The organism is Halolactibacillus sp. JCM 19043 (genome assembly GCF_001310395.1).
Lineage (GTDB): Bacteria > Bacillota > Bacilli > Bacillales > Amphibacillaceae > Halolactibacillus > Halolactibacillus miurensis.
Genome location: NZ_BAXD01000016.1, coordinates 1 through 23,645 on the forward strand (window position 1 = coordinate 1; position 23,645 = coordinate 23,645).

The following is a 23,645-nucleotide window of genomic DNA, read 5'->3' on the forward strand; positions in this document are numbered from 1 at the left end:
TTCAGCTTCATGATTAACAACCGGCGGGTAACCTTTCATATAATCAAAATCAATCGTAATACCATAACGTGATTCAAATGATTCAATAATCGCTGTCATTTCTTGAATGATTTGTGTTTGAACTTCCGGAGAAAATGTTCGGACAGTGCCTTCTAGCGTCGCTTTTCCAGCAATGATATTAAACGCGTCCCCAGCTTCAAATTTACCAATACTTAAAACCGCTGTATCTAACGGATCAATCCGGCGACTGACAATCGTTTGGCATTCACTGACGAGGGCACTCGCAATTACGACAGCATCTTTGGTGTCATGTGGCATCGCCCCGTGACCACCTACGCCATTGACCTCAATTGTAAAGCGGTCAGCACCTGCCATAAAGTCCCCCGTTGTTGTGTGAATTGTCCCAACCGGTAAGCTTGCCCAAAGGTGTGTCCCAAAAACATAATCCACCCCTTCAAGTGCGCCGTCTTTAATCATTGGCGCCGCACCTCCCGGTGCAACCTCTTCAGCGGGTTGATGAATCAACACAACGTTACCCGATAAACCCTGTTTTTGTTGATGCAAGATTTTTGCCGTGACAAGCAGTGTCGCAGTATGACCATCATGACCGCAGGCATGCATCACACCGGGGACAGTTGATTTGTAGGGGGTGTCTTTTTGATCTTGAATCGGTAAAGCATCAAAATCAGCTCTTAAGGCAATCGTTTTACCCGGCTTTGTTCCTTTAATTGTCGCAACGATCCCATGGCCTCCGATATGTCGTTTATAGTCGATGCCTAACTGGTCATAGTAGTGACAAATATAATCGGCTGTTTTTGCTTCATGAAATGATAATTCTGGATGTTGATGTAAGTAACGTCTGATGTTAATCATTTCGTTATAGTCTGTGTCCGACACATAATTATTTATTGTCATTTTACTCATCCTCATATATGTTTTTGCCATTATAACATAACTCATTATTATGATGTATGATCCACTTCAGGTATTGTTTTTCATTCGTATCGGTTTCATTTATAATGAAGAAAGCAGGTATTATAAAAAGAAATGGGTGAAGGAAATGTCAAACGTATTAAAAACAGTCATGGCACTTATGATTATTTTATTTGGTGGCGTATTGTTATTAGAGAATCTTGATGTGTATACGTTCAATCTTGATGATGTGTTTCCGTATCTTTTAGCGGGATTTTTATTGCTGGTAGGTCTCTACTTATTTATCAAAGGTTTGCAAGGATTTAGTGGTCTATTTACCGGCGTTTTCCTCGCGGTTTACGGTGCGCTTGTTTTACTGGGTCAACAAAACATCATTGACTTTGAATTTGATGATGTGTTTGATTTATGGCCACTGATTCTCATCTTTATTGGCTTATCTTTACTTGGTGTGACGGCTAAAGTAAAAGAAAAAATGTGGAAACGAAAAGCTAAGCAACAAAGACAAAGACCAAATCAAGTGAAGTATTCTATTGGGGAGAATCAGCAAACTGGACAGTGGCATGTGAAGCCGACGCATCGGTCTAATTTATTTGGGCAACAGTCATTTGATTTTACTGATGCGATTCTTGACGAAGGTGAAACACCTTTTACCTTGAATGGTTTAGCAGGAGAGATCGTGATTATATTACCTGATACATTAGCCGTTAATTTGTATGCAGAAGTAAAGGCAGGAGAAATTTTGTTGTTCCAACAAAAAACAGAAGGCATTAATAAAGAAATGGTTTATGAGACAGATGATTATAATCAGTCTACACATAAATTAAAGCTTGATATCCGTTTAACATCAGGTTCTATTCGAATTATTCAAGCCTAATGATTAGGCCGTTCTGCTTTCGTCTTTGACATTGGTATAATATAATCGATAGTAGCGTCAAAGAAAGCGATAAGGAGCGACACCATGAGAAACAGTCAAGAAGTTAAACGATTCATGATTCAAATGAAAAATTATATAAGGAACGGTTTTAATAAAGGGTGGCAGTCTTTATCAAAGCACCGCTGGCTTAAATATCTTACACTTAGTATCGCGTCAGTGATCTTATTAAGTAGCATCGGCTTTTTCTTCATCATTTATGGTGGGGGATTGATTGTCGATGAGAAAGAGATGGTGTTGCCCGCAACGACGACCGTTGTCACAGAAGACGGAACATATGCGGTAGATTATATACTGAAAATCGTTTATTAACACCGTTATCAGATGTACCAGACCATGTATTAACGGCTTTCATTGCGACAGAAGATGAGCGTTTTTATTCCCATGCGGGTGTTGATTTTAGGTCCGTCTTACGGGCGGTTTATAAAGATATTGTTGCACTAGATAAAGTCGAAGGGGCCAGTACCATTACGCAACAGTTGAGTAAAAATTTATTCTTAACGAATGATCAATCATGGATGCGTAAAACAAAAGAAGTGATGGCTTCGATGTATTTGGAGCGGAATTACAGTAAGAACGACATTTTAGAATTGTATTTGAACCAACTGTATTTTGCCCATGGTGTGTACGGAATTGAAACAGCTAGTCAATATTTCTTTAGTAAATCTGTGAGTGACCTAACCGTTACAGAAGGTGCACTACTTGCAGGTATGATTAAGGGTCCTAATATTTATTCGCCATATATAAGTGAAGAGAATGCTGTAGCAAGACGTAATGTGGTGTTAAACCAAATGCATCGAGTCGGCTATTTAGAAACAGAGGAGTTACTCCAACTTCAAGGTCAAGGACTAGGTGTGACGCCTCAACCTGAAGCGGCACCTGCTTATATTGATGATTACCTTGAGGTGGTTATTCAAGAAATTGAATCAACGTATAATATTACTCGGGATGAATTACAGCGTGGTGGTTATCGTGTCACCGTCCACATGGACCCATTGATGCAAAAGAAAGCTTACGAGCATGTGAATCAGTCTAATTATTACGAAGCATCAAATGATGAGGTAGAGGCAAGTGTTGTCATTGTGGATAAAGAAACGGCTGGTTTAAAAGCAGTTATTGGTGGCCGTCATTATACGATAGGTCAAAGTCACCACCAAGCACTCACTAAGCATCAACCTGGTTCAACCATTAAACCGCTAGCCGTGTATACACCTGCTTTAGAAAATGGATATCATCCCTATACATTGTTAACTGATGAACAAAAAGATTTTAATGGGTATATCGTGAGAAATGCCAATAATGAATATGTTGGGGATATACCATTAGTAGATGCTTTAGCCGAATCTAAAAATACGACGGCCGTGTCGTTATTAAACGATATAGGTATTGATACAGGAAAAAGTTATTTGGATCAGCTTAACTTATCCACGAAAGATGATGGATTAGCTATTGCCTTAGGTGGTTTATCAAGTGGATATACACCGATTCAGATGGCAACAGCGTATAATACGTATTTGAATGAAGGGATTTATCGTGATAGCTCGGCCGTGATGTCTATCTCTGATCGTAACGGTGTAGAGATGACTTCAGCAGAAGGAGAAGAGGCGCGGGTGTTTGAAAAACAGTCAGCGTGGTATACGTTAAATATGCTTGAAAGAGTTGTGACGGATGGCACGGCTAGTCGCTATGACTACTCAGGAGCTTTAGCAGGAAAAACAGGATCAACGCAGCATGACTCTGTAGAAGGCGCGACCAAAGATGCCTGGTTTGTTGGATTAACACCCGAATTTACAATCTCTACTTGGATAGGTTTTGATCAGAGTGATGAGGAGCATTATTTAACAAAAGGCAGTTCTCAGGCCGTTCATCTAACAAAAGCGCTGCTGTCAGATATTAACCAAATGGATAATATAAAGCATGCCTTTGATCGTCCAAGTGGGGTAGAGGATTTGCCGGCGCCTATCACATTGCCAGAAATCACTGATTTAAACGCTTCCTTTAGCTTAGGTGGATTTAATTTATTTAGAGCAGAACTAACGTGGTCAACACCTTCAGACGAACGCATTATTTATCATGTTTATGAAGTCACTGAAGATGGTAAAAAACTCATTGGTAAAACAGCTGGTGAAGGCTCTTATACGATTAGACAGCCATCTATTTTACAAATGACCCGTTACTATGTCGAACCAATTAATCCTTTGACGAATCAAGCGGGAACATTATCAAATCCAGCGATGTTGTCGTTATTTGATTAATGATTCAGTAAATTCAATTGTATAAGAAAGGGGAATGATTTATGAAAGTAACAGTCGTAGGTTTTTGGGGAGCTTATCCAGAAGAAAATGAAGCGACATCTAGTTACCTTATTGAAAAAGATGGTTTTAAATTATTACTTGATTGTGGCAGTGGGGCGCTGAGTCAGTTACCTAAATATGTTGATCCATATGATTTAGATGCCGTTATACTAACGCATTATCATAATGATCACATCGCAGATATCGGGGTATTACAATATCATATGCTTGTACAAAATGGTATTAGACAGCAAGAAAAATCATTGCCAATTTATGGTCACGCATTTGACCAAGACCAGTTTTTCCGCCTGACTCATAATTTTACAAAAGGGCATACCTATGATCCTATCGTTCCACTTGAGCTAGGACCTTTTACGATTAGTTTCTTCGAAACAGATCATCCGGTTACTTGCTTTGCGATGCGTATATCTGATAGAGAGAGCACCTTTGTCTTTACAGCTGACTCTAGCTATAAAGAAGGTTTGATTTCGTTTAGTGATGATGCAGATTTACTAATTACAGATTGTAATTTTTATGAGGGACAAGACGGGTCAAAAGCAGGTCATATGAACAGTAAGGAATGTGCAATGATTGCCGAAAAAGCGCATGTTAAACAACTTGTCTTATCGCACCATCCACACTTTGGTGATAGAAGCGAGTTAGTATCAGAAGCAGAAAAGTATTTCCGGGGAAATACTCAGCTGGCTAAGTCAGGATTAACCTTTCATCTTGGTTGATATTTACAATCATTTCTTTTAATATAGGTGATGAATTAAAATGAAATATAGTATTTAGGGGGAAATAATGTGAAATTTATAGATAATGAAGGTATCACGGATCCGTACATCAACTTGGCGATTGAAGAGTATGTATTAAATAACTTTGGGGAGAAGGATACATACTTGCTCTTCTATATTAATAAGCCATCTATTATTATAGGTCGAAATCAAAACTCTATAGAAGAAATCAATACAAAGTATGTCGACGAAAATAACATTAAAGTTGTACGTCGCTTATCTGGTGGCGGGGCTGTCTATCATGATGAAGGTAATTTAAACTTTAGTTTTATTACTAAAGATGACGGTGAAAGCTTTCATAACTTTCAGAAGTTTACGGAGCCCGTTGTTAAAGCTCTACATGATTTAGATGTACCGGCTGAACTAAGTGGACGAAATGATTTAGTCGTAGGTGGGCGTAAAATTTCAGGTAATGCTCAGTTTACGACAAAAGGTCGCATGTTTAGTCATGGAACACTTATGTTTAACTCAGAGATTGAAAATGTTGTCGCAGCACTTAATGTAAGTGAAGAGAAAATTAAATCTAAAGGAATTAAGTCGATCCGCAGCCGTGTGGCGAATATTGCAGAGTTCCTTGATCGTGACATGACAATGGAAGAATTTAAAACGCACCTATTGCAACATTTGTTTGATGTTGATGATCTTAAGGATGTACCAAAGTATAAGTTAACGGATGAAGATTGGGAAAAAATTCATGAAATATCTAAAGCTCGTTATCAGAATTGGGATTGGAACTTTGGAAAGTCGCCTAAGTTTGATATTCGTAAATCACATAAGTTCCCAGCGGGGTTAGTTGATGTTCGAATGGATGTTTCTAAAGGACAAATTAAGAGTTGTAAAATCTATGGTGACTTTTTCGGCGTTGGCGATGTTACAGTAATAGAGGAAGCATTAATCGATACACGTTATCAAAAGGAAGCTATTGAAAAAGCACTTGATGAAATTGATGTGCCACATTATCTAGGTAAAATTTCTAAGGAAGATTTAATTGAATTAATCTATTAAAATTAAGTAGGTAGCCAAAAGAACTAATAGGCTACCTACTTTGGTTTTTTAAGATTGATTAAGTGATCTTTAGGATCAATAAAAAATTCGTGTGGAGGCCGGTAAGTGATTAAACCACGCTTCATTAATTTGTGGTAGCTTACTTTTAAATACGGATCACCATGGATGACTGGCAATTCACTGGTTAAATCGATATATTGATCAACAGCACGTTGAGTGTAATCCAAATCCTCAGCGAGATGCCTTTGGGTTTCATCAAATATGTCATAGGTCTCTTTAGACATGTAATATGTTTGTATTGGAATGGCATTTAGGTAAGGAGCCAGTTCATGATAGTTAATAGTCAAATCCTCATTTATTAGCATACTAAGCGGAACGTGATCTGGGAGCTCATTCATATATTGTCTAATGGCTTGTTTTAATTCATGTAGGGATACATCTTTAACAGGGTATGTTTTTTTTCTTTTCTTTTTAAAGAGACGCCACAAAGCTTTCGCCACCTTCCATTTCTTACTTTATATTCATTATATCAAAAAAACGCTTACATTTGTACTGGATATATTGTTGTTTTTTTCAGAATTTTGTTGCTTTTCACTGTGTATTATGTATAATTCTAATTAATAGTAATTTTTACTAAATATATTATGAAAGGGTGTTTTAATTGGATTTTGAGAAAAGAACAACGTATCAACTGTCAGATACTACAATGGCGTTAATTCCCACTGAAGTAGACGGTGAATGGCAGACACTCGTTTACGACGAAAAAGAATCCTCGACTCTCCTCATTGAAGAATCTCCACATCACCTTGTGAATGAAGCTTGTGAAAATTATGGTGAAAAAATGATATCAAGAATGGACGGCGCTAAAATATTATGTGATTTTAATAGTAAAGCACCTATTGCCGTTAGTTCGATCCACAACATGTTTTTCTTTCCTAATGAATCCCCATCTAGCTCATCTTGTTCTTGGTTTTCACATTCACACATAAGAAAAATCTTCGGAGCTGATTTTGGTGGCTCTAAATTGCAATTCCGAAATGGCTTTGAACTTTATGTTCCAACCTCTAAAGGGGTCATGAATAATCAAGTTTTCAGAACAGCTCAATACCGATATATCTTATCTGAACATCTGAAAAAAGGTCAACAAAAGCAAGTATTAGAAAATATTCTTAAAGTATTTGGGGTATACAAAGATACGCCTTATGTATGAATGAGATTAAACCTGATAGCAGCAATAGAAGTTGTGTTCTATGAAATTTTTTATATCCATCAGGAAAGCCATAAAGCTTGTGATCACAAGATTTGTGGCTTTTTGTTTTCTCTTTTGTATATTGGGGAATAATTGGATAGGAGGGAGGAATAAATATGACTGTTAGTCACATTATTATACTGTTATTTATCGGCTATCTTGTTTTCAGTATCGATAAAAAACAAGATAACTTTCCCGTGCCGGCGATTCTAGTACTTATGGGCATGGGTTTATCGTTAGTCACTTACTTTTCTAATATAGAAGTAACAGAAGCTATTATTTACAACATATTTATTCCGCCGTTGCTATTCATTTCCGCCTATCAATTTCCGATAGAAGGATTTCTTAAAAATCGAAAATTAATTCTCGGCTTAGCAACTGTTGGTCTGTTACTGATGATGTTACTATTGGGCGGAGCAATTTATGGGATAGGTTTACTGTTTTTTTCTCTACCGTTGACAGCTTCGTTACTATTGGCATCGATCTTGACACCGACAGATCCGGTATCCGTAGTCTCGATTATTAAACAAGCAACCGGGGACGAAGATTTAGCTCATACGGTTGAAGGTGAGTCGATGTTAAATGATGGAACATCTGTTGTTGTGTTTACGTCACTCTTAACACTTTATCAACAACCAAATAGTGTAAGCTTTGCTTCATTTTTTGCGGACTTTTTCTTTGTATTTGCTGGTGGTATTCTAATCGGGGTGATTTTTGGATGGATAGTGGTTAATATTATTCATTATTCACATCATCCTCACTATCAGTTAATGCTTAGCATTGTGCTCGCTTATGGGTCATTCATTGTGGCAGAACATTTTGGGTTTTCCGGTGTTTTGGCTGTTGTTTCAAGCGGTATGATGATTTCATATGCATTTGGCCAAACCGAAAAAGAAGATCACTTCCGTAGTCAACTTGATGGTTTTTGGGAGATTGTTGAATTATCTTTACTAGCTATACTATTTTTGGTCATAGGGATTGAAGTGACGGAATATTTACGTGGGTCTTTTGTCGCCTTCGCTAGTGTTGTTTTTATATTGACTATTATTGTTCGATTTATTGTCATATATGTGATGACCAGTCTATTAGACACACATAATCTTCAATATAACTTGCTTATCACCTGGTCAGGACTTAAGGTTCTATGTCTGTCTTCTTAATTCTTACGCTTCATGCGAAAGCTAACACTGGTACAGTGATTGATAATATTGTAGGGATTAGCTTCATGGTTGTGTTGTTCTCGCTCATTATTCAAAGTCTTACGGTCGCTCCACTTGCAAAAAAATTACTCAAGAGATCATGAGCACAGAGCTAAACCAAGCTTTGTGCTCATTTTAAGAGATATGAGAAAAAAACATTTGGTTGAAAGAAAGCGTGGGTTTTTGGTAAAGATGATGATAGTTAGTTTGTGTTTCGCGTTTTAATTCTATAAGTATAGCTTCCACCTTTTTTCTGATAGCTGGATTAAAAAAAGTCGCGCCGTTCTTCCTTCTTATCTAATATGAATAAAAACGATGTGAACACATCATTTGAACCTAAAGGTTGAATAAATAATCGTTCTTTATACATTGTTTCTTTTAGCGCACGTCTTTGTTTTTTAGCACTAACTAGCATGCAATCTATAAATTCCACAAGAGTCTCTGATAATTTAATACCAGCTGTTTGACGAAGTGTTTTCTGTTCAAGCTCTAACGTATCAATAGTAAAAGATAAAAAAACATAGCGTGATAATATATGGTCTGGTTTTTGCGTTAAATGGTCCATGACTCATCCCTCCATAAAATAAGAACGTTTGTTCTTATTTTATCATGTTGTCAGTTAAAAGAAAAGCGTTATATTTTATCGGAATTCGGGAATAAGTAACCATAGGGTGTGAAATATCGTCCAATAAATCAAAAGGGGGAGTTCACTTTGTCACAACCATTACCAGATACCATCACATGGGATCAAGTTACAGAGCTCCTCAGAGCAAGCGAATATGAAGAACTACTTGAACGTTTATTGTTTATTTATGAAGGATTTGGACCGCTACCAGGAATTTTATTACCATTTTTAGAAGCTTTGTTCCCGTTTCTTCCGATCTTTGTATTCGTTATGGCCAATGCAGCAGCATATGGGTTGTTAAGAGGTTTCGTATATTCATGGATAGGCGGGGTCGCAGGCTCAATCTTTGTCTTTTTAATCATTCGCCATTTTCGACATGTGACCCTTATAAAATGGATTTATACGAATAGGCAGGTGAAACGTGTGACAAGTTGGGTTGAGCGGCACGGGTTTGGACCGCTGTTTATTATGTTATGTTTCCCATTCTCACCGTCAGCGATTATTAATCTTGTCTCTGCGATTTCACGTGTGAGCTTTGTTCAGTTCTTTCTAGCGGTTGTTCTAGGAAAGATGGTCATGATCTTCTCACTTGCTTATGTCGGTGATAGTTTGACATCTTTCGCGGAAAACCCAGTAAAAACAGTTCTAGTTGGGGTAGGGATTTCGTTATTTTGGATTCTAGGTAAATACATTGAGAAGTTCTTATTTAAGAAGGGAGAAATTCACCCGGATGAGTATGAATGAGAGGTGAGGCATCATGAAACAGCTGTATAAAAGTCAAGATTTTCATATGGTGAAAGTACTAATGTTTCTTCTCATTCTCTTGATCTTTCTGAAGACGTTTGTTTTTACTGTTTTTGTTGTGGATGGACACTCAATGGAACCTACGCTTCACGACCAAGATTTTATTATGATTGATACATGGGGATATAAATATCAACCTGTTGAACGTTTTGACGTGGTCGTCTTTAAGCGACGTGATGGGTCCTATTTTGTTAAACGTGTGATTGGGTTACCAGGGGAGACGATTCATTACCGTAATCATACATTGTATATTAATAATAAACCCTTAGGAGAAACTTATTTAACGGAAGAAGAGTTTAGTATGATGGTTGATTTTGAACTTACGCTGATTCAGGATAGCCAAGTGATTCCAAAAGACCATTACTTTTTACTAGGGGATCACCGTTCGCGTAGCTTAGATAGTCGAAATTTCGGCCTTATTCATAAAGGGCAACTGACAGGCAGAGTTATGGCAAGTTATTACCCAACAGTGAAATGGATTCAATAAAACTTCACCCAAACATATGTGGTGAAGTTTTTTAGTCGTCATTTTTTAAGAGAATTTTAAAAAACTAATTAGTAAATTAGAAAAACGAATAGTTAAATATGTTAATTTCCTTCTGTTGATATGTCGATATCTGGATGACTTGTGTTAAAATAAGAACAAACGCTCGTAATAAATGATGAGGTGATGATATGACCGTTCGATTTATATTAGGTTCAAATACAATGTCAAAGAGTGATGTTGTAAGAGAAGAAATTAAAACAATGTTAAAACAGGAACCTTACGGTAAACCGATTATATTTATCGTACCAGAACAGATGACGTTCCAACAAGAATATGCCTTATTAGAAGAAGAGATTAAGGGTAGTATTAGAGCACAGGTCCTTAGTTTCTCACGCCTTGCTTTTAGGGTGATGGAGGAGACTGGTGGTGCAACGAAACCAATGATTACCTCAACGGGTATTCAAATGATGCTTCGAAAAATCATCGAAGAACGAAAAACAGATTGGCATATGTTTCAACAGTCAGTTGAAAAGAAAGGTTTTATCGAACAACTAGAAGTGTTAATCACAGAATTTAAGCGGTATAAAATTACGCCTGAAGATTTATATCAAGCTCATAACCAAGCACAATCTCAGGGGGGGTTGCACGATAAATTAACTGATCTTCATTACATATATAGTCATTTAACTGAAGCTCTTGCTAAGCGTTTTATTGATGGAGAAGACCGTCTGCGTTTGTTAGAGGAAAAAGTGTTGGAATCAATGTATTTAAAAGATGCGACGATTTATATTGATGGCTTTCATCGCTTTACCCCGCTCGAACAAGCTGTTTTGTCTAAATTAATGCAGCACACTAAGAATATCACGCTCACGTTGACGTTACCAGAGACGAAAACGGATCAAATAGAACCATTCGATATCTTTACGCAAACGAAGGAGACCTTTGACGAAGTCATGGCACTTGCTAAAGAGGCAGGACAACAAGTAACAGTTACCCATCTGCGAGATACAAAAGAGGTTGCGTCATTTATTAAGCACTTAGATAGCGCTTTTGATACACGTCCAATTCCGCCGTTTCAGGGACCGTCTGATTTAAAAGTTGCTTATGGCGTGCATCCACGTGCGGAAATAGAAGGGGTTGCCCAAGAAATCTTAGCGCTCATTCGAGAAGACAGCTATCGCTATCGGGATATCGCTTTAATGGTAAGAGATGAAGGGTTATATCACGATTTAATTCGCACTATTTTTGATGATTACGGGATTCCTGTATTTATTGACGAGAAAGAACCCATGATCAATCACCCGCTCATGGAACTGATTCGCTCACTGTTTGATGTTGTACAAACAGAATGGCGTTACGACAGTGTTTTTAGACTGCTTAAAACAGGCTTTTTCCCGGTAGGAGATGAGACCGTTCAGTTTGATGACGATGCGATTGATACGTTAGAAAATTATATTCTAGAATATGGCATCAAAGGACGTAAACGCTGGTTAAGTGAAGAAGCTTTTTATTATCAACGGTTTAGAGGCTTTGATAAGAGAGTCAAAACGGATGAAGAAATTGAGATAGAAGAAAGTATTAATCGCTATCGTGACCATATCGTTCGCTATCTACACCCAATTGATGAAAAGTTGAGACAAAAATCACCCGTTAGAGAGAAGGTAGTGGCGCTGTATGAATTTCTTGAAACCATCGGCGTTGATGTCACGCTTGAGCAGTGGCAAGAAACACTGGAACAACAAGGTAAAGTTAAAAAAGCACGTGACCAAGAGCAAGTCTGGCAAGAAGTCATGCGTTTATTTGATGAAGTTGTTGACATCATTGGTAATGAAACAATGAAGACAGATATGTTGAAAGAAATCATCGAAACAGGACTTGATAGTCTGACGTTTCAACATGTCCCACCGACACTAGACCATGTGATTGTTGGTTCCATTGATCATTCTCGGATGCCGGATGTTGCTGTTAGCTTTTTAATTGGTGTCAATGAAGGTGCGTGGCCTAAACGACCAAATCAGGATACTGTTTTAACAGAAGAGGAAAGACACATGCTCGAAGAGCATGGGTTTAAATTAGCCGATAGTGAAACACAGCAATTAATTGATGATTGGTTTTATATTTATTTAGCCGTCACGTCAGCTAAAGAGAAGCTATGGCTTAGTTATACGTTAAGTGATACCGAAGGAAAAGCGAAGATGCCGGCAAGCTTAATTAAGCGGATGTATCAAATCTTCCCTGAAACACCAGAACAAATGATTTTACAAGACCCACAAGAAATGATTGACCCACTCAGATTTGTTTCGACAGAAACAAAAGCACGTCAAGCCCTGACTGCTCAACTCGCTAAATATAATCGTTCTTATCCAATCGATGACGTGTGGTGGAGTGTATTTAATTGGTTTGTGAAAACTGAGAAATACGATGTGCTGAACGCGATGAAAAATAGTTTATATTATAAAAACCTTCCGACAGACTTGAAACAATCAACGGTAGATCAGATTTATCAAAAGAAAATTAAAACAAGTGTTTCCCGGATGGAACAATATTATCAATGTTCCTACAAACACTTCGCTCAATATAGTCTTAATCTTGAGGAAAGAAAAACATATAAATTAGATGCCCCCGATATTGGACAGCTGTTCCATGAAGCGCTAAAACAAATTACGGAATGGGTCCAGGTTGAAGAAAGACAATTTGAGGATTTAAATGAACAGGAAGCAAGTGATTACGCCAAACGGGTGATGGAACGATTATCACCGGTGTTGCAGCATCAAATTCTGCACAGTTCGAACCGATATCAATACATGAAACGAAAATTAGAAACCGTCATTGGTCGAGCGACATTTATTTTGAGTGAACAAGCACGTCGTACCCGCTTTAGTCCAATCGGTTTAGAAGTTGGCTTTGGTTTACCTGATAGTCCGTTAGCACCCGTGCGAACGACACTTTCGAATGGGTATGAACTTATCTTGAGAGGAAGAATCGACCGAGTCGATCAAGCGAAAGTCAATGATCAGCTTTATTTACGCATTATTGATTATAAATCAAGTAAGAAGAGTTTAGATTTAGTCGACGTCTATTACGGGTTATCCCTACAGATGCTTGCTTATTTAGATGTTCTCTTACAAAATTCAGAGCACTGGCTTGGGTTAAAAGCAACACCAGCCGGGGTATTATATTTCCATGTTCATGATCAGCTGCTTAGTCAACCCGATATTGTTCCATCAGATAAGTTAGAACAAGAATTATTTAAACTGTATAAAATGCAAGGGTTACTCGTCGATGATTTAAATATTGTGCCATTAATGGATACAGCAATTGAATCTGGTAGTAGTCCTGTTGCGCCATTTGAGATTAAAAAAGATGGCACACTAGGCAGTCGGTCAAAAACACGCAGTCTTGAAGATTTTGATCAGCTTCAAAAATATGTGAGAGAAAAAATTACCGATGCTGGCTTGAGCATTTCTTCGGGTGATGTGTCATTAAATCCGTACCAAAAACAAAATCAAACGGCTTGTACGTATTGTCCGTTTAAATCAGTCTGTCAGTTTGATCCATCATTGGATGAACATCATTACCGGACATTACCTGATGTTGATGAAGACACACTATTTCAAAGTTTAAGAGAACGGGGGAACCGCTAATGCCACAATGGACAGATCAACAAAGAGAAGCCATCTACACAAAGGGACAAGATATTTTAATTGCGGCTGCGGCGGGTTCTGGTAAAACAGCCGTTTTAGTTGAGCGCATTATTCAAAAAGTCATAGATACAGAATCGCCTGTTAATATTGATGAATTGATGGTCGCAACATTCACGAATGCCGCAGCTCAGGAAATGCGGACTCGGGTGCAACTGGCACTTGACGTGGCACTTGAAGAAAATCCAACTTCAGATCACTTGAAAAAGCAAGCAACGCTCTTACAGCAAGCATCGATTTCAACGTTGCACTCGTTTTGTTTAGATTTAGTTAAACGTTACAGTTATAAATTAGATATAGATCCAGGTTTTCGAATTGCGAATGATTTAGAAGCCGATTTATTACGCCAAGAAGTGTTAGAAGATTTATTTGAGTATTGGTATAGTGAAGAAAATGATGAGCAAGTGGCCTTCTTTGATGTTGTCGACCGTTTCAGTAGTGACCGTCACGACCAAGACGTTGAATCTATCATTTTAAAGCTGAATGACTTTGCGATGAAAAATCCATGGCCAACAGAATGGCTTGATGAAATTGCTTCAAATTATGAGCTCAATGAGGGTATAACAAACAGTCCATGGTTTGGAATTATCGTAGATAAAGTGACGGATACGCTTGAACAAGCAAAAAAAGAAGCAGAGAAGTGTCACGCCATTACGCTCTTACCAGATGGCCTTATCATTACGGGGAAGCTTATGACAGTGACATAGCCTTCGTCAATAAATTAATTGAAGCAAATAATAGAGGCTGGGAAGCTTTAGCGGAAGAGATACTAGAGGTGAAGTTTAAAGCTCTCTCAAGGAAAAAGGTTGAGTGTGACCCAGACTTAAAAGCACAATTTAAAGAGCACCGTGATCGCTTGAAAAAATTACTGACTGATTTAAAGAATGACTATTTCACTCGAACATTAGCCGATCAAGAACAAGATATTCAATCAATGACACAAACAGCGAAAACAATAGTGGAACTTGTTAAAGCCTTTCAATCCGGCTATCAAGAGAAAAAGAAAGAACGAGGCCTCGTTGATTTTAACGACTTAGAACATTTCGCCTTAGCTATCTTAATTGAAAAAATACCTGCGGGTGTAGAAAAAACAGACGTTGCTCGTCAGCTTGAACAAAAGTTCACGGAAGTGCTCATTGATGAATACCAAGATACGAATATGGTCCAAGAGACTATTTTACGAGCGATTACGAAAGAGAATCCTGGTAACTTATTTATGGTAGGGGACGTGAAACAGTCGATCTATCGTTTCCGCCACGCGGAACCAAGTTTGTTTTTAAACAAGTTTAAAACATTTAAAGCAACAGAAACTTCTGGACACCGGATTGATTTAGCTAAAAACTTCCGTAGTCGTAAACAAGTCCTTGATGCGACTAACTTCATTTTTCGTCAGCTATTAGATGAAACCGTTGGAGAAATGGATTATGATGATGATTCACAACTGATTTATGGCAATGTCAACTATGACTTGCAAGTAAAATCGGATCCAGAAGCAGAACTCATCATTATCGACCGTGCCGCGCAAACAGGGACAGATGACGATCAAGATGACCTGCAAAAAGCGGAACTCGAAGCGCGTGCCTATGCTGACAAAATCAAACAATGGATTGGTCATGGAAAAAAAGAAGCAACACTTGTATTTGATAAAGATACACTAGAGTCACGTCCTTGTCATTACCGAGATATTGTTATTTTACTGCGTTCATTAACCGATGCACCGGTTATTATGGAAGAACTTAAAAACCAAGGGATCCCTGTTTATGCCGAACTTGATACAGGTTACTTAGAAGCCATTGAAATTCAAGTCATGCTGAATGTGTTGAAAATCATCGATAACGCAAAACAAGATATTCCGTTTGCCAGTGTATTAAAATCACCAATCGTTGGCCTTAACGAAGAAGAACTCACTCAAATTCGCTTGACGAACCAAAAGGTAAGCTTTTATGAGGCGACCAAGCATTATACGCTCGAGCACAGCAATGACTTAACAGCCAAATTACAGCGCTTTTTAGAGCAATTCACTGATTGGCGAATACAAAATCGTACGCTTGACCTGTCGGCTTTGATTTGGTATATCTTCCGTGATACGGGTTATTATGATTTTGTTAGTGGTATGCCAGGTGGACGACAACGCCAAGCGAACCTGCGGGCGCTCTATGACCGGGCAAGGGGTTATGAAGAGACATCTTTCCGTGGATTATACCGTTTCCTCCGAATGATTGAACGTATGGAAGAACGTGGGGAAGACTTAGGAGCTGCCCGTGCTCTTGGTGAAAAAGAAGACGTTGTTCGGTTAATGACCATTCATAAGAGTAAAGGGTTAGAATTTCCCATGGTCATCTTAGGCGCGATGGATAAACAATTTAATAAACAAGACTTAAATGCGAAATACTTACTGCATAAAGATTTTGGTTTTAGCAGTAAATACATTGATCCTAATAAACGGTTAATGTACCCAACATTGATGTACCGGGCGATCCGGGAACAAATGAAAAAAGAACAATGGGCTGAGGAAATGCGCGTTTTATATGTGGCCTTAACCCGGGCAAAAGAAAAGCTTGTGATGATTGGGCCGTCCGTGACTTTAGTAAGAAAGTGAAAAAGTATCAAGAGGTCATTACCCATGACCAAGATGTGTTACCGGCTGCCTTAAGGCTAGAAAGTCAGTCTTACTTAGACTGGGTTGCGATGAGTTTAGTGCGTCATGAAAGTGGTGAGGTATTAAGAGGGGATACGCCTGTTCAATATTCTTTAAAAGGTGACACATCACAATTTATTGTGCGTCAAAAAAATAGTGGCGATTATCGAATAGAAGAACGCCAAAAGAATAGGCAGGCCATTGATCTTTTTGAACACTTAACGTCACAGACACCAGTTGATACAACGACTAAAGAGTTAGATGACTTAGTTAGTGAAAGATTGACTTATCACTACCCTCATCACATGGCAACGACTCAACAAGCAAAACAAAGTGTGACAGAAATTAAACGCCGTCAAACAGAAAAAGATCCTTACGCGAGTGATCAATTCGTTAGACAATTACGTCCGTTTAAAAAAGAGCGTCCCCTCTTTATGCAGAAAGAAAAAACACTTACTAAAGCAGAGACGGGTACGGCGATGCACACCGTTATGCAGCATATAAACTTTGAACGACAGTGGGATCAAATAAGTTTAGTTGAGTATTTAGCTGAACTAGAAGCAAAAGAAATTTTGACACACGAACAAGTTGACGCCATTGATGTGGGAGATATACTTCGCTTTCTAGACCAACCCGTTGTGAGTCGCATGAAGGAGGCAGAAGTGTTAGAAAGAGAAACGCCGTTTAGTTATATGGTTGATATCAGTAAAGTCGATCCATCTTGGCAAGGCACTCAGGAAGATGTCTTTATTCAAGGTGTGATTGACGTGTTATACAAAACCACTGATGGATGGGAAATCTTTGACTATAAAACGGATACCATTACCGGAAACGTGACTAACAAAGTAAGACAAACGTTAGCGGAACGTTATCGCGTTCAATTAGACTTATATACGGAAGCCATAGAGGCAATACTATTAATAAAGGTACACAAACGTCATCTTTATTTTTTTAATAAAGATGTACTCATTGAATTATAGATAGACAATCGATCCGTCTTCATAATATATAACTATTAATGAAGGCAAAGTATATGCGATAGGGAAGATGCTCTGAGAGGAGGATCTTCCCTATCGTTTTTTTAAACTTTCAGATATTTTTAGTTTAACTATTGACACTTGATCAATAAATGATAAAATGAAAACAACTAATTGATAATGACTCTCATTATCGAATACAGAGAAAAGGGTTTTATGACTGTGAAATTTAAAGTACTTATCCCCGTATTAATCATTTTGTCTATCCTATCGATCTTTATCGGTGTTGTACCGTTATCATTTACAGATATCTTTCAATTAACGAGTCAACAACAACAAATTATTTTAGTCAGCCGGATTCCAAGGCTTATAAGTATTATACTTGCAGGTGTCGGATTAAGTGTCTCTGGTCTCATTATGCAACAACTGAGTCGGAATAAGTTCGTTTCACCGACAACGGCTGGAACAATGGATTCTGCGCGATTAGGTATACTAGTTGCCATGATGTTCTTTCATCAAGCGACGCCATTAGAGCGTATGCTTGTTGCCTTTCTTTTTTCGATTTCTGGTACACTGATTTTTATGAAAATCTTAGATAAAGTCAAGTTTAAAGATCCGATTTTCATTCCACTTGTTGGACTCATGTTTGGTAATATTGTTGGGTCTATCACGACATTTATCGCTTATCAAAATGATCTTATTCAAAACATGTCCAGCTGGCTCCAAGGGAATTTCGCGCTTATTTTAGAAGGGCGTTATGAATTACTTTATATTAGTGTGCCACTTGTGATTGTCAGTTATATTTTTGCCCATCGTTTCACGATTGCCGGAATGGGAGAAGACTTTGCTAAAAACTTAGGCTTAATTATAATCTTGTCGTTAATACTGGATTGATTATTGTGGCTCTGATTACTTCCGTTGTTATTTTAACGGCCGGCACGATTCCATTTCTCGGTTTAATTATTCCGAATATCGTCTCAATGTACCGCGGGGATCATTTAAAGAATAGCTTACCGTTCACGGCGCTCTTAGGTGCTGTTTTTCTTCTCGCCAGTGATATTATCGGTCGGGTAATTATTTTCCCTTATGAAGTGGCGATTGGTGTCATTGTTGGCGTCGTTGGAAGTTTTATCTTCCTCTATCTCGTCATGAGGAGGTCAGCATATGAGTCATAAAACAAAACTCATGCTTTTAGCCATTGGTAGTGTCGTAGCGATTAGTTTATTTCTATTTGTCGGCTTAACAGGTAATTGGCAATACATTTTAGAACGTCGATTTACCCGTATTATCGCTATTGCCGTTACTGGGGCCGTTATTGCGATTGCAACCATTATTTTTCAAACAATTACCAATAATCGGATTTTAACCCCAAGTTTAATTGGGTTAGATGCCCTATACCAGTTAATTCAAACTTTTATTATTTTCTTTTACGGCTCAACGAGCCTATCAGCAACCAATCAAACCGTTAATTTCTTTCTTTCCATTGGCCTTATGATTGTGTTTGCCCTTATATTATTTAAATTGTTATTTAAACGCGGGAATAATATTTATTTCCTATTATTAATTGGACTCATTTTTGGGACCTTCTTTCAAAGTTTATCTACCTTTATGCAAGTCTTGATTGATCCCAATGAGTTTTTGATTGTTCAAAACCGGATGTTTGCGAGTTTCAATAACGTCCAAACCGATCTTCTATATATGTCCATTGGTATCATTGTCGTCACCTTACTCTATTTATTAAGGTTTACGAAATACTTAGATGTGTTATCACTCGGTAAAAGTCATGCGGTAAATCTAGGTGTTGATTATAACCGTGTGGTACAACAACTCATGGTGATTGTGGCTATTCTTATGGCCGTTGCGACGGCTTTAGTCGGACCGATTATGTTTCTCGGGATTCTTGTCGTCAATGTTACCTATGAAATGTTTAAGACATATAAACATAGCGTGTTGATTCTAGCCACTGTTTTTGTCAGCATCATTGCGCTTGTTGGTGGCCAGTTCATTATTGACCGCGTATTTAATTTTTCAACAACACTAAGTGTCGTCATTAACTTAGTCGGTGGCGTATATTTCTTATATCTTATCTTAAAGGAGAATAGAACATGGTGAAAATTAAAGATGTAACAAAACTATATGGCGATACGGCTGTTGTAGACCATGTGTCTATGACAATTCCTAAAGGGAAAATCACCTCGTTTATCGGTCCCAATGGTGCTGGTAAGAGTACCTTACTATCGATTGTGAGTCGTCTGATTGCCAAAGATGAGGGTGAAGTTCTCATTGACGGGGAAGAAGTATCGGCGACAAATAATAAGGCACTCGCGAAAAAACTCTCCATTTTAAAACAAGCGAATGATATTAATGTCAGACTCACCGTCAGGCAACTCGTCAGTTTCGGTCGTTTCCCTTATTCACAAGGACGACTGACTGATATCGATGAGAAGATGATTGATAGTGCCATTCACTATATGGAACTTGAAACGATGGAAAACAAGTTTTTAGATCAACTCAGTGGTGGTCAAAAACAACGGGCGTATATTGCGATGGTCATTGCCCAAGATACTGAGTATATTTTACTTGATGAACCACTCAATAACTTAGATATGAAGCATTCAGTCCAAATAATGAAAGTACTGAGACGTTTGGCTGATGAATTAGGGAAAACAATTGTGATTGTGTTACACGATGTGAACTTTGCTTCGGTTTATTCTGACTATATCGTTGCCTTGCGTGACGGAAAAGTCATTAAAAAAGGACCGACAGATGAAATTATTCGTAATGGTGTATTAAAAGAAGTGTATGACATGGATATCAAGATTCAAGATATTGATCAATGTCGCATTTGTTTATATTTTTCTTAATGGTTTTGACTCTGATTTTCTTCTTATTGCTGGGCCCAGAAATAAGTGGTAAGGAAAAATCAACTAAAAACAACAAAAAAAGAAGGGATAGATATTATTATGAAGAAACTCATGTTAGTAATGTTTGCTTTAATCGCAAGTCTTGTACTTGTTGCTTGTCAAGAAGATTCAACAGATGAATCGACTACTGCTGATTCAGAGAACGATGAACAACAAACGGAAGAAACAAATGAGGATACTGACGCACCTACTGAAATAACCGTTGAACATGAATTAGGTGAGACGACGGTACCCGTTAATCCAGAAACAATTGCTGTATTTGATTTTGGTACACTTGATACATTAAATAACTTAGGCGTTGACGTTCATGCCTTGCCTTTAGGAAATGTTCCTGGATACTTAGAACAATTTGCTTCAGATGATTATGTCAATGCTGGTACACTGTTTGAACCAGACTTTGAAGCACTGGCTAATTTAAATCCTGATCTCATTATCATCTCAGGTCGTACTCAAGAAGCGTACGATGATCTATCTGAACTTGCACCAACGATTTATGTTGGTATCGATAATGCTGATTTCCTCGGCTCATTTGAAAAAAACGTCACATTAATGGGTGATATTTTCTCTAAACAAACAGAAGCCGCTGAAGCGGTAGAAAACATTAAAGCTGAAGCAGCAAATGTGAAAGACATGGCACCTGAGGATAAATCAGGTTTAATTATCTTAACAAGTGATGGCTCTGTCAACGCTTATGGTTCAGGTTCGCGTTTCGGTTTGATTCACGATGTATTAGGTATCACACCGGTTGATGAGACAATCGAATCGGCGACTCACGGACAAAACATTAGTTTTGAATACATCGCAGAAAAGAATCCAGATCTTCTTTATGTACTAGACCGTAATGCCGTGACTGGTGGTGACTATACGGCTGAAACAACGCTAGATAACGATTTAGTGAATGGTACAACAGCCGCAACAGAAGACAATATTACTTACTTAACACCAGACTACTGGTATCTATCTAGTGGTGGTATTACCTCTGTGACACAGATGATTGAAGAAATTAAACAAAGTGTCGAGTAACAGAACAAAGTAAAACATCTTTTATATGAACACTTTTTTACAAGCTGTTTGTTATAGCTCTGGCTATGGCGAACAGCTTGTTTGTATTTGTCTATTTTTCTAAAAACTAACTCATCAACACAATGTTAAAGTACTTTTTAGATGTCGTACCTCAGCTGTTCACTTTTGATCTGTGAAAGGTTTAAATATTAGGATAGGTAATTATAATTGTTTGATTGCTAACTGTACTGAAAATCTAGAAGAAATCTTAACATATAAGCTCTAATTATCGATAGTGAACAGGAACTGACGAACATAGATTATGACCTTAGTTTAAAAAGTAAAGAAAAAGAAGAAAAGGTTCGTCAGTCAATTCCTGTACAATAAATACCGTGTAATACTTATAACGTACGTAAATCTAAGTCGCGTATGTTAAAACATCCATATCATTTTTCACTTGATTCATCGAAAAATATTAAATTTCTCTTGCATCAAACACTTTAATACTTTACTATGGTAAAGTATTAAAGAAAAAGAAGAAGTGAGGGGAAGAAACTATGTTAGAATGGGTTGTTTTAATTGCTGTATTAAGTTTAGTCGTTTTTAGCTTGTTCCGTATTCATGTATTACTTGCCTTAATACTCTCAGGTATTATAGCGGGGTTAGTGTCTGGTTTATCATTTGTAGACACGTTGAACTTATTTATCGAAGGTATGGGCGGAGATCAAGCAAAAACAGCTTTAAGTTATATTTTATTAGGAGCATTCGCCGTCGCTATTAACTATAGTGGGATTACAATGAGTTTAGTTAATATCCTTACGCGTCATTTATCAAACAAACGTGGGGTTTTATTACTATCCATTGCCTTTATCTCATCCTTATCACAAAATGTGGTACCGATTCATATTGCCTTTATTCCATTACTTATTCCACCCTTATTATCTTTATTTGATCGAATGAAAATTGACCGCCGAGCAGTTGCCAGTGCATTGACGTTTGGATTAGAAGCGCCATATATTATGATTCCGGTCGGATACGGTCTGATTTTCCAACAGATTATTCAAGAAAATATGAAGCTTAGCGGTCAGACAATAGAGCTTGGTGACGTATCACTGGCAATGCTTGTGCCTGGTTTAGGGATGATTGTTGGCCTTATTGTGTCAATCTTTATTACGTATAGAAAACCACGTGAATTGGATGTCAAAGGCTATGAACCAGCTTTTTATTCTCCAAAGGAACAGGGCAGTCGCTTTACCATCAAGCATACATTCACTTTGATTAGCATTCTATTAGCGCTTGTGATTCAAATTTTTTCTGGCGAACTTATTATTGGTGCGCTTGTCGGAATTCTAGCGATGTTTGTCTTCGGTGTTGTTCCATACCGTGAACTTGATGGTGTCATGACGGAGGGGATCAAAATGATGGCGACGATTGGTTTTGTGATGATTGTTGCCGGTGGCTTTAGTCACCTTTTAAAAGAAGTAGGGGCGGTGGATGCGCTCATCACGCAAACCGAACAGTTCTTTAGTTTATCTAAAGTCTTCCTTATACTTATTTTACTCCTTGTGGGCCTCGTGATCACCATCGGTATCGGTTCATCATTTGCGACCATTCCTATTTTAGCTGTACTTTATGTGCCGTTTGGTTTACAGATGGGTCTGTCACCGATGGCGATTGCCGTCTTAATCGGAACAGCCGGTGCCTTAGGAGATGCTGGATCGCCTGTCAGTGATACAACGTTAGGGCCAACATCGGGTCTTAACGCAGATGGTAAGCACGATCACATTTGGGATACATGTGTACCAACGTTTATACACTACAACATTCCACTGATTATCTTTGGATTAATTGGTGCTTTGATTTTATAGTATAGAGATAAAAGCATGTTAAACGACAGACGAAAAGCACAACAAGAGAGCAGCCTCTGTTCCAAGTTGTGCTTTTTATATCAATCTTGTTAGGTTGTTGGTAATTAGGATGTAATGAAAATTCATAAGTCAAAAGTCATGGTTTAAGAAAAACCAGAACTTTTTAAGAGAATCACTTCATTCTTTAGGTCATTGGGCCGAAAATAACAGT

The 23,645-nt window shown here is 37.9% G+C and carries 21 protein-coding genes and 1 pseudogene; 19 read left to right on the top strand and 3 right to left on the bottom strand.

Features of this window, described 5'->3' with window-relative positions; all coding sequences use genetic code 11:
• The coding region (locus tag JCM19043_RS08940; RefSeq protein WP_062321843.1) for a M20 family metallopeptidase at positions 1–915 on the bottom strand (915 nt) is incomplete at its 3' end.
• A gap of 49 nt (positions 916–964) precedes the next feature.
• On the opposite strand from JCM19043_RS08940, the gene liaF reads away from it, so the two are divergent.
• From liaF to JCM19043_RS08965, 5 genes are all read left to right on the top strand, one after another.
• Positions 965–1,807, top strand: coding sequence for a cell wall-active antibiotics response protein LiaF (gene liaF / locus JCM19043_RS08945; RefSeq protein WP_082394500.1), 843 nt, complete (start codon positions 965–967; stop codon positions 1,805–1,807).
• Between the two features lie 84 nt (positions 1,808–1,891).
• On the top strand, positions 1,892–2,176 hold the full coding sequence (locus JCM19043_RS08950) for a hypothetical protein (protein WP_062321847.1): 285 nt from the start codon (positions 1,892–1,894) through the stop codon (positions 2,174–2,176).
• A complete protein-coding gene (locus tag JCM19043_RS08955; RefSeq protein WP_082394501.1) occupies positions 2,140–4,119 on the top strand; it encodes a transglycosylase domain-containing protein in 1,980 nt (659 codons plus the stop codon). Before JCM19043_RS08950 ends, JCM19043_RS08955 begins: the two co-directional genes overlap by 37 nt.
• Positions 4,120–4,160: 41 nt before the next feature.
• Positions 4,161–4,895, top strand: a complete 735-nt coding sequence (locus tag JCM19043_RS08960; RefSeq protein ID WP_062321851.1) for an MBL fold metallo-hydrolase — start codon at positions 4,161–4,163, stop codon at positions 4,893–4,895.
• Positions 4,896–4,964: 69 nt separating this feature from the next.
• Positions 4,965–5,960, top strand: coding sequence for a lipoate--protein ligase (locus JCM19043_RS08965; RefSeq protein ID WP_062321853.1), 996 nt, complete (start codon positions 4,965–4,967; stop codon positions 5,958–5,960).
• 35 nt (positions 5,961–5,995) lie between these two features.
• Here the strand turns inward: JCM19043_RS08965 and JCM19043_RS08970 are convergent, their stop codons facing one another.
• Positions 5,996–6,448: a DUF3939 domain-containing protein gene (locus tag JCM19043_RS08970; RefSeq protein ID WP_062321855.1), complete on the bottom strand. Its 453-nt coding sequence runs from the start codon at positions 6,446–6,448 to the stop codon at positions 5,996–5,998.
• A gap of 173 nt (positions 6,449–6,621) precedes the next feature.
• Here JCM19043_RS08970 and JCM19043_RS08975 point away from each other — a divergent pair, with 173 nt between their 5' ends.
• The 3 genes from JCM19043_RS08975 to JCM19043_RS17590 all read left to right on the top strand — a co-directional run bounded on the left by JCM19043_RS08975 (position 6,622) and on the right by JCM19043_RS17590 (position 8,512).
• On the top strand, positions 6,622–7,170 hold the full coding sequence (locus JCM19043_RS08975) for a competence protein ComK (protein WP_062321857.1): 549 nt from the start codon (positions 6,622–6,624) through the stop codon (positions 7,168–7,170).
• A gap of 155 nt (positions 7,171–7,325) precedes the next feature.
• Positions 7,326–8,369: a sodium:proton antiporter gene (locus tag JCM19043_RS08980; protein WP_231631473.1), complete on the top strand. Its 1,044-nt coding sequence runs from the start codon at positions 7,326–7,328 to the stop codon at positions 8,367–8,369.
• Complete coding sequence (locus JCM19043_RS17590) at positions 8,354–8,512, top strand: hypothetical protein (RefSeq protein ID WP_231631474.1); 159 nt, start codon at positions 8,354–8,356, stop codon at positions 8,510–8,512. Before JCM19043_RS08980 ends, JCM19043_RS17590 begins: the two co-directional genes overlap by 16 nt.
• 161 nt (positions 8,513–8,673) lie before the next feature.
• Here the strand turns inward: JCM19043_RS17590 and JCM19043_RS08985 are convergent, their stop codons facing one another.
• Positions 8,674–8,973 (bottom strand): hypothetical protein, encoded by a 300-nt coding sequence (locus tag JCM19043_RS08985; protein ID WP_062321859.1) that lies wholly within the window; start codon positions 8,971–8,973, stop codon positions 8,674–8,676.
• Between the two features lie 147 nt (positions 8,974–9,120).
• Between JCM19043_RS08985 and JCM19043_RS08990 the strand changes: the two genes are divergently transcribed.
• From JCM19043_RS08990 to JCM19043_RS09030, 11 genes and pseudogenes are all read left to right on the top strand, one after another.
• Positions 9,121–9,777, top strand: coding sequence for a TVP38/TMEM64 family protein (locus tag JCM19043_RS08990; protein ID WP_082394503.1), 657 nt, complete (start codon positions 9,121–9,123; stop codon positions 9,775–9,777).
• 13 nt (positions 9,778–9,790) lie between these two features.
• Positions 9,791–10,324: a signal peptidase I gene (gene lepB, locus JCM19043_RS08995; RefSeq protein WP_062321861.1), complete on the top strand. Its 534-nt coding sequence runs from the start codon at positions 9,791–9,793 to the stop codon at positions 10,322–10,324.
• Between the two features lie 188 nt (positions 10,325–10,512).
• Positions 10,513–13,968: a helicase-exonuclease AddAB subunit AddB gene (addB, locus tag JCM19043_RS09000; protein WP_062321863.1), complete on the top strand. Its 3,456-nt coding sequence runs from the start codon at positions 10,513–10,515 to the stop codon at positions 13,966–13,968.
• Complete coding sequence (locus JCM19043_RS18820) at positions 13,968–14,732, top strand: UvrD-helicase domain-containing protein (RefSeq protein ID WP_369813833.1); 765 nt, start codon at positions 13,968–13,970, stop codon at positions 14,730–14,732. Before addB ends, JCM19043_RS18820 begins: the two co-directional genes overlap by 1 nt.
• Positions 14,666–16,624 (top strand): helicase-exonuclease AddAB subunit AddA, encoded by a 1,959-nt coding sequence (addA, locus tag JCM19043_RS18825; protein WP_369813834.1) that lies wholly within the window; start codon positions 14,666–14,668, stop codon positions 16,622–16,624. The genes JCM19043_RS18820 and addA overlap by 67 nt, the downstream gene beginning before the upstream one ends.
• Positions 16,621–17,643: a PD-(D/E)XK nuclease family protein gene (locus tag JCM19043_RS18830; RefSeq protein WP_369813835.1), complete on the top strand. Its 1,023-nt coding sequence runs from the start codon at positions 16,621–16,623 to the stop codon at positions 17,641–17,643. Before addA ends, JCM19043_RS18830 begins: the two co-directional genes overlap by 4 nt.
• Positions 17,644–17,856: 213 nt before the next feature.
• A pseudogene (locus JCM19043_RS09010) lies at positions 17,857–18,815 on the top strand (ABC transporter permease).
• Positions 18,805–19,752, top strand: a complete 948-nt coding sequence (locus tag JCM19043_RS09015; RefSeq protein WP_062321865.1) for an iron chelate uptake ABC transporter family permease subunit — start codon at positions 18,805–18,807, stop codon at positions 19,750–19,752. The pseudogene JCM19043_RS09010 and the gene JCM19043_RS09015 overlap by 11 nt, the downstream one beginning before the upstream one ends.
• Positions 19,746–20,504 carry an ABC transporter ATP-binding protein gene (locus JCM19043_RS09020; RefSeq protein WP_062321867.1) on the top strand — a complete coding sequence of 253 codons (759 nt, stop codon included), beginning with the start codon at positions 19,746–19,748 and terminating at the stop codon, positions 20,502–20,504. The genes JCM19043_RS09015 and JCM19043_RS09020 overlap by 7 nt, the downstream gene beginning before the upstream one ends.
• Positions 20,505–20,603: 99 nt before the next feature.
• The gene (locus tag JCM19043_RS09025; RefSeq protein ID WP_062321870.1) at positions 20,604–21,587 is read left to right on the top strand and encodes a siderophore ABC transporter substrate-binding protein; all 984 of its coding nucleotides are present in this window, start codon (positions 20,604–20,606) and stop codon (positions 21,585–21,587) included.
• A gap of 536 nt (positions 21,588–22,123) precedes the next feature.
• On the top strand, positions 22,124–23,434 hold the full coding sequence (locus tag JCM19043_RS09030; protein WP_062321872.1) for a Na+/H+ antiporter family protein: 1,311 nt from the start codon (positions 22,124–22,126) through the stop codon (positions 23,432–23,434).
• Positions 23,435–23,645: the final 211 nt, after the last annotated feature.